This is a genomic window from Chryseobacterium sp. CS3K3.1 (assembly GCF_059515165.1).
On sequence record NZ_JCAKRV010000014.1, the window covers coordinates 120,825 to 128,365 of the forward strand.

The 7,541-nt window shown below is 38.2% G+C and carries 6 protein-coding genes; all 6 read left to right on the forward strand.

The genetic code is table 11. From position 1 onward, the window contains the following. Positions 1-184 precede the first annotated feature (184 nt). Genes AC5YGI_RS14640 through AC5YGI_RS14665 form a run of 6 tightly spaced genes read left to right on the forward strand, consistent with a single transcriptional unit; the run spans position 185 to position 7,458 of the window. The gene (locus AC5YGI_RS14640) at positions 185-1,657 is read left to right on the forward strand and encodes a hybrid sensor histidine kinase/response regulator (RefSeq protein ID WP_330745973.1); all 1,473 of its coding nucleotides are present in this window, start codon (positions 185-187) and stop codon (positions 1,655-1,657) included. Between the two features lie 5 nt (positions 1,658-1,662). Next, entirely contained in the window at positions 1,663-5,265 is a 3,603-nt protein-coding gene (locus tag AC5YGI_RS14645; RefSeq protein WP_446106195.1) for a response regulator, read from the forward strand. A 15-nt stretch (positions 5,266-5,280) separates the two neighbouring features. Continuing rightward, positions 5,281-5,646 carry a response regulator gene (locus tag AC5YGI_RS14650; protein ID WP_330745975.1) on the forward strand — a complete coding sequence of 122 codons (366 nt, stop codon included), beginning with the start codon at positions 5,281-5,283 and terminating at the stop codon, positions 5,644-5,646. Next, positions 5,647-6,477, forward strand: a complete 831-nt coding sequence (locus AC5YGI_RS14655) for a CheR family methyltransferase (RefSeq protein ID WP_496168799.1) — start codon at positions 5,647-5,649, stop codon at positions 6,475-6,477. Positions 6,478-6,479: 2 nt separating this feature from the next. Beyond that, positions 6,480-7,058, forward strand: coding sequence for a chemotaxis protein CheB (locus AC5YGI_RS14660; RefSeq protein ID WP_228406491.1), 579 nt, complete (start codon positions 6,480-6,482; stop codon positions 7,056-7,058). 28 nt (positions 7,059-7,086) lie between these two features. Beyond that, positions 7,087-7,458 (forward strand): response regulator, encoded by a 372-nt coding sequence (locus AC5YGI_RS14665; RefSeq protein ID WP_047422842.1) that lies wholly within the window; start codon positions 7,087-7,089, stop codon positions 7,456-7,458. The last annotated feature ends 83 nt before the right edge of the window (positions 7,459-7,541 follow it).

A 7,541-nucleotide genomic window follows, 5' to 3' on the forward strand; every position in this document is an offset into this window, starting at 1 on the left:
CTGAAAATTAGAGAGACTTTTTAAAAATATTGTAAATAATTTCAATCATTATGCCATTGCTGTTTTTCGTGAAAAATGTGGTATGAAATCCTTATGCATAAACCTTTAAAAATTACTGTTTTCTCAAATATTGTGAGTATTTTTGAGGCTAAAGTATCCGTAACTAATTATTGATTTAACTTCTATGATTTTAATTGTTGATGACAACCAAAGTAATCTTTATTCTCTTCAAAAATTACTTGAATCTAAAGATTTCCAGGTTGAAACGGCCAGCTCCGGTGAAGAGGCTCTTGGCAAAGCATTGAAAAATGACTATGCCTTAATTATTTTAGATGTTCAGATGCCTGATATGGATGGCTTTGAAGTTGCAGAAACACTTGCAGACTACAGTAAAACCAAAGATGTTCCTATTATATTTTTATCCGCTGTTAATACCGATAAAAAATTCATTACCCAAGGTTACGCTTCCGGTGGTAAAGACTACGTAACGAAGCCTGTGGATCCTGAAATTCTTTTGCTTAAAGTAAAAACTTTTTATAATCTCCAGGAACAGAGTATAGCTATGAGAAAAACACAGCAGAATCTGGAACTTGAAGTCAAAGGAAGACGCGAATCTCAGGTGACGATGAAATCCAAGATAGATCATTTTCATCTTATGCTGGAGTCTCTTCCACAGATTGCATTTACTCTGAATGAAGAAGGTGCGGTTGATTTCGTTAATGGTAAATGGTATCAATATTCAGACAATGAACAGAATTTCCCGGAAACACATCCTGATGATCATAATATAAGCGAAGAACTGGAAAGATGCAGAAAAAAAGGAAAAGCTCTTGAACTGGAGATCAGAATTAAAAATGTTATTTCGGGCCATTACCGTTATCATTTGCTTAGAGTAACCCCTGTATATGATGAACACCGTATTAAAAACTGGGTGGGAACATTTACCGATATTGACGATCAGAAAAAAGTGGAAAAAGAAAAAGATGAATTCTTAAGTATTGCAAGCCACGAATTAAAAACTCCTTTAACCAGTATTAAAGCCTATGTTCAGCTATTGGAAAGGAAGCTGAAACTTGATAAAGACAGCTCAGAAGCAGGATTTGTCACAAAAGTTCAGGGCCAGATTGAAAAGCTGAATACACTCATCACGGATCTTCTTGATGTTTCGAAAATTGAAAACGGAAAACTGAAAATCAATAAAAAGCCGGTGAATCTGGAAAATGTGATCAGTAATGCGATTGAGACCATAAAACAAACCCATGAACGCCAGGTGAAAATTGAACGCCATGGGGTAAAACCTGATATTTTAATTCCCCTGGATGAAATCCGTATCGAGCAGGTGCTGATTAATTTTCTCACCAATGCAATCAAATATTCCCCTCATAATAACCAGGTGATTGTAACCACCTTTGTGGATCAGGAAGCCCAGGAAGTGAGAGTGAATGTTACAGATTTTGGAATCGGAATTCCTGACTTTAAACAGGAGGCCGTATTCAAGAAATTCTATCGTGTGGAAGAATCTTCACTGCAGTTTCAGGGAATGGGAATCGGGCTGTTTATTTGCTCAGAAATCATCAAACAGCACCATGGAAGCGTCGGGGTTTCCAGTATCGTAGATGAAGGATCTACGTTTTATTTTACCTTACCATTAAATTAATTTTCATGCCGAAAAAAATTATACGAAATCTTCAGTTTGGAATAGGTCTTTCACTTTTGATATTGATAGCCAGTTCGATAGCCTCATACTGGAGTATTCAGAATCAAATGAATCACCGTGAGAGTCTTTCCAAAAGCAGGCGTTCTGTAACGGCTGTTAAGGATGTTCTTGTAGCTTTGCTGGATGCTGAAACAGGAAACAGGGGCTATCAGCTGACCGGAAGAGAAGATTTTCTCGAACCCTATAAACGCGGACTAAGAGAATACTCCAAAGCGCTGGTGCTTGCAGAATCACTTGGGGTCCAGGATAAAAATCAACAGGAAAGACTTGCCGGATTAAAAGTGGCGGTGAGCCAGGTGATGGATAACCTGAAAAATCTGGTGGAAAACAGACGGAAGGGTATTGTGATGACCCAGCAGCAAATCGTTACCGGTAAAACTTATATGGACGAGTGTCGTAAAATTGTAAAAGATTTTGTGCAGTATGAAGAAAGCCAGGTTGAAATCAAAAACAAAGATTTAACACGCTCATCAGAAACGACCGTTCTTTTTATTGTTTTTTCTGCACTGGCTGCGGTAGTTGTGACCACATTTTTCTATTTTAAAATGAGGGCAGATCTTATCAGGAGAGATGAGCTGGAAAAAATGCTGAGGGATAAAGATCAGGAAATGACACGCCGTGTAAGTGCTATTCAAAAAATTGCGAACAGAGTAGCCAATGGTGATTACAGCGAGAAAGCTGTAGATAACGCAGAGGATGACCTTGGGGATCTTGTAGAATCCCTGAATCACATGACCGAATCTCTTAAAACATCTTTTGAAAAAATTAATAAAAGCGACTGGCGCCAGAAAGGTCTTGCTTTACTGAATGAATCCCTTGTCGGAAATAAATCAGTAAAAGAAGTTGCCGGCAGGGCTTTACATCAGTTGATTGAATACGGAAACTGTATTAACGGTTCATTATATCTTTTTGACGAAGGTGTCCTGAAGCTCAACAAAGCATTTGGTCTGGAAGCCAATATGAAACAGACTTTTGAGCCGGGTGAAGGAATGGTGGGCCAGGCTTTCATGAATGCTAAAACACAGGTATACAATAATCTTCATGAAGATGATTTTGTAGTAACTTTTGCCAGCAGTACCATTAAGATCTATGGCATCATTCTGATACCGGTCTTTGCAGACGGCCATGCGATAGGAGTTCTGGAATTAGGATCTACTTCTAATTTTGAAGAAGACAGAATCAGCTATTTTGAAGAATGCTGCATCAATATAGGAATAGCCCTGAATGCGGCAAAAGGAAGAGAAAAAGAACAGCAGCTGCTGGAAGAGACCCAGGCACAGTCTGAAGAATTGCAGGTACAGCACTCTGAGCTTGAAAACCTTAATACTGAACTGGAAGCACAGACACAGAAGCTTCAGGCCTCAGAAGAAGAGCTCAAAGTACAGCAGGAAGAGCTGATGCAGGCCAATGCAGAGCTTGAGGAACGCTCACGATTGCTGGAAGAAAAGAATCATTTGATTGCTGAACGTAATAATGAGATTCAGAAAAAAGTAGAGGAACTGGCACTCAGCACCAAATACAAGTCTGAATTTTTAGCCAATATGTCTCATGAACTGCGTACACCGCTTAATTCAATCCTTCTGTTATCGCGGTTAATGGCAGAAAATCCGGATGAAAACCTTAACGAAGACCAGGTGGAATCTGCCAAAGTTATTCAAAGTTCTGGAACAAGCTTATTAACATTAATAGATGAAATTCTTGACCTGGCTAAAATAGAATCCGGTAAAATGACCCTGGAATATCAGGAAGTGGTTATTGAAGAAATTGTAAAAGATCTGAAGAGTTTATTTAATCCTGTATTTCAGGAAAAAGCCCTTCCTTTCAATATCGAAATTGATTCGGACGTGAAGCCTGTTATTGAAAGCGACCGCCTCCGTATAGATCAGGTATTAAGAAATCTGCTGTCCAATGCTTTAAAGTTTACAACAAAAGGAAGCATCAGTTTATTGATCAAAAAACATTCTGAAAAACCTGATTTTATTATATTTTCTGTAAAAGATACCGGTGTCGGAATAGCTGAGGATAAGCAGAAAATTATCTTTGAAGCATTCCAGCAGGCTGACGGATCTACAAAAAGAAAATTTGGAGGTACGGGTCTGGGACTTTCTATAAGCCGTGAAATTGCAAGACTTTTAGGAGGTGAGCTTGTTCTGAAAAGTGAACTCAATAAAGGAAGTGAATTCAGCTTCATTATTCCTGTGCATCAGGTTACTGAAGTTGTTTATTCCGAAACGGATCAGGATCTGGTGGAAATTATACGGGAAGATGTTGAAGAAATTCAGAATATCCTTGATGAAGGAGAAACGGTTAAAAAGAATACGTTGGAAATTCCTGAAGATGTGGAGGACGACAGAGAGAATATTCAGGAAGGGGACAAAATCATCCTTATCATTGAAGATGATACCAATTTTGCAAAAGCTCTATTGAAATATGCCCGCTTGCAGAACTATAAAGGGGTAGTGGTCGTAAGAGGAGATTACGGTCTTTCGGCGGCTCAGAAATATCATCCGCATGCTATTTTACTGGATATTCAGCTTCCTGTAAAAGATGGCTGGGAAGTCATGGACGAGTTGAAGTCTGATCCTCAGGTAAAACATATTCCGGTACATATGATGTCTGCCCTGCATGTGAAAAAAGAAAGCCTGATGAAAGGAGCGGTAGACTTTATCAATAAGCCTGTGGCTCTGGATAGAATGACGGATGTATTCAGGAAAATTGAAGAAGCATTACAAAAAGGACCTCAAAAAGTTTTAATTGTCGAAGAAAATGCCAAACATGCCAGCGCATTGTCTTATTTCCTGAGTAATTTTAATATTTCCTTATCTGTGGAACATAATGTGGAGGATAGTGTAAAAGCACTTACTTCAGACCTTATTGACTGTGTGATTCTGGATATCGGAAGCACGAAAGCCAATGATTATCACGTCATAGAATCAATCAAAAGCTATGAAGGACTGGAAAATCTACCGATCATTATTTTTACGGAACATCATTTGTCTAAAGAAGAAGAACTGAAAATAAAGCAATATGCAGATTCTATTGTTGTAAAAACTGCACATTCCTATCAAAGAGTTTTAGATGAGGTTGGTTTATTCTTACATTTGGTGGAGGAAAAAAACAGTTCGGCCGAAGGTAATACAGGCAGAATGCTGGGTTCTTTAACAGAAGTCCTGAGTGGTAAAAAAGTACTCATTACTGATGATGATGTCCGCAATATTTTTTCTTTAACCAAAGCCCTGGAAAAATATAAAGTTGAGGTCATTGTAGCGATGGATGGAAAACATGCTTTGGAGCAAATCAGTCACAATCCGGATATCGATGTTATTCTGATGGATATGATGATGCCGGAAATGGATGGCTATGAGACAATAAAGGAAATAAGAAAAATGCCGGCATTTAAAAAACTGCCTATTATAGCTATTACTGCTAAATCAATGATCGGAGAAAGGGAGAAATGTATTACAGCAGGAGCTTCGGACTACATTTCAAAACCAGTCGATATAGATCAGCTATTATCACTCCTTCGTGTTTGGTTGTATGAAAGTTAAACAGATAAAATTCTGATGAATAAGAAAATTTTAATCGTGGATGATGACCCACGCAATATATTTGCTTTAAAACTAACCCTTAAAGCCCGTGGATATACAGTGGAATCATCTACAATGGCACAGGATGCCCTGGAAATGATCAAATCTGATCCTCAGTTTTCCGTTGTTCTTATGGACATGATGATGCCTGGCATAGACGGATATGAAGCTGTAAGAATGATAAGGGATACTCAGGAAATCAAACATGTTCCGGTGATTGCTGTCACCGCACAGGCAATGCCCGAAGACCGCCAGAAATGTCTGGAAGCCGGAGCCGATGATTACGTAACAAAACCCATTGATGTGGATCTTTTAATAACGGCAATAGAAAAACTTTCATAGATGCTGGAACCAAGTATCATAAAAGATGAAGAAGTAGAATATCTCATCAGAGATGTGTATGACAGGTATGGCTATGACTTTTCGGGTTATAGCAGGGCTTCATTTAAAAGAAGAGTTAACCGTATATGTCTTTTAGACAGGTTTACCAGTTTTGCAGAGCTCAGATACACTGTGATGAATGATACAGAGTACTTAAAACGTTTTGTTGAAGAAGTTACAGTAAATGTTACGGAAATGTTCCGGGATCCTTCTTTTTTTAAAGCACTGCGGGATAATATATTGCCTCAGTTGGGAACCTATCCGCTCATCAGGGTGTGGATTGCAGGATGTTCAACAGGAGAAGAAGCATATTCTATAGCCATTCTGCTGAAAGAAGCCGGTCTTTACAGTAAGTCTCTGATTTATGGAACCGATTTGAACCCCGCTGTTCTTGAAACAGCCAGAGCTGGTATTTTCCCTTTGCAGCAGATGAAACTGTATTCGGAAAACTACATGCTTTCAGGCGGATTAAAAGACTTTTCGGATTATTATACTGCCAATTATGATAGTGTACGATTTGATAAAAGCTTACAGGAAAAACTGATTTTATCAACACATAACCTTGTATCAGACAGCTCTTTCAATAGTTTTCAGTTGATTGTGTGCAGGAATGTACTGATTTATTTCGACAGAGAACTTCAGGAAAAGGTATTCAGACTTTTTGATAACAGCCTGGAAAATTTAGGTTTTCTCGCATTGGGAGCAAAAGAAACCCTTCGGTTTTCTGCTATCGACAAAAATTACCATCAGGTTGAAGATCAGAAAATCTGGAAAAAAATTGATCACCACTAGTAATGAGCGGAATGAAACCACAAACCAATACAGAGTTAATTGTTATCGGCGGATCAGCAGGAAGTTTGCAGGTCATTATAGAAATGATCAAAAACCTGGATCATACCATTCCTGTTCCCATTGTACTGGTGATGCATCGTAAAGCTCAATCGGGAGATATTCTGCGTACTTTACTGCAGCAGTTTACCAAAATACCTGTCATAGAGGTTGAAGATAAAACGGAAGTTCATAATAACACCATATATATTGTTCCCGCAGACTATCATTTGTTGTTTGAGAACACACAATGGATGTCATTGGACAGCTCGGAAAAAATGAATTATTCCCGTCCCTCTATAGATGTTACTTTCAGGTCAGCAGCAGAAATTTATGGGGAAAATCTGATTGGTATCCTTTTATCGGGAGCTAATGCCGATGGAGTAGAAGGACTAAGCTATATTAAAAAAAATAACGGGCAGGTATGGATTCAGGATCCGGAAACAGCAGAAGTGGAATTTATGCCGAAACATGCCATAGAAGAAATTGAATATGATTTAATTATCACGCCCGCCGGTTTAGCGGATTATATAAAACAATTATAATATTTCAGAATAGAATAATCTACATAATATGAGTAAAAAGAAGATTTTAATTTTTGATGATGAAGCGGCTATCTTAGAAGTGATCACCATCATATTTGAAGAAAACGGGTATGATGTCAAAATCTCAGAGACTTCACACGATATCCTTGAGAAAGTGGCAGACTATCAGCCTGATGTTATTCTGATGGATAACTGGATTCCTAAAATAGGAGGGGTAGAAGCTACAAAACTTCTCAAAAGCACCGAGGAATTTAAACATATTCCTGTCATTTATGTTACAGCCAATAATGATATTGTTGCGTTGGCCTCAGAAGCAAAAGCTGATGATTATGTCTCAAAACCTTTTAATCTTGATGATCTGGAAGCAATGGTTGCGAAACATTTGAAAGAACAGGTATAATATCCGGTTACATTAAAAAATAAAAGAGGCTGTCTCAAAAGTGAGACAGTCTTTTTTTTGAGCATAAAAAAAGGAAAGCTTTT

What these genes read in the sequence shown, in the direction of transcription:
- AC5YGI_RS14660 (WP_228406491.1), top strand. Translation starts at nt 6,480, where the DNA reads ATGAGCGGAATGAAACCACAAACCAATACAGAGTTAATTGTTATCGGC.
- AC5YGI_RS14645 (WP_446106195.1), top strand. Translation starts at nt 1,663, where the DNA reads ATGCCGAAAAAAATTATACGAAATCTTCAGTTTGGAATAGGTCTTTCA.
- AC5YGI_RS14640 (WP_330745973.1), top strand. Translation starts at nt 185, where the DNA reads ATGATTTTAATTGTTGATGACAACCAAAGTAATCTTTATTCTCTTCAA.
- AC5YGI_RS14650 (WP_330745975.1), top strand. Translation starts at nt 5,281, where the DNA reads ATGAATAAGAAAATTTTAATCGTGGATGATGACCCACGCAATATATTT.
- AC5YGI_RS14655 (WP_496168799.1), top strand. Translation starts at nt 5,647, where the DNA reads ATGCTGGAACCAAGTATCATAAAAGATGAAGAAGTAGAATATCTCATC.
- AC5YGI_RS14665 (WP_047422842.1), top strand. Translation starts at nt 7,087, where the DNA reads ATGAGTAAAAAGAAGATTTTAATTTTTGATGATGAAGCGGCTATCTTA.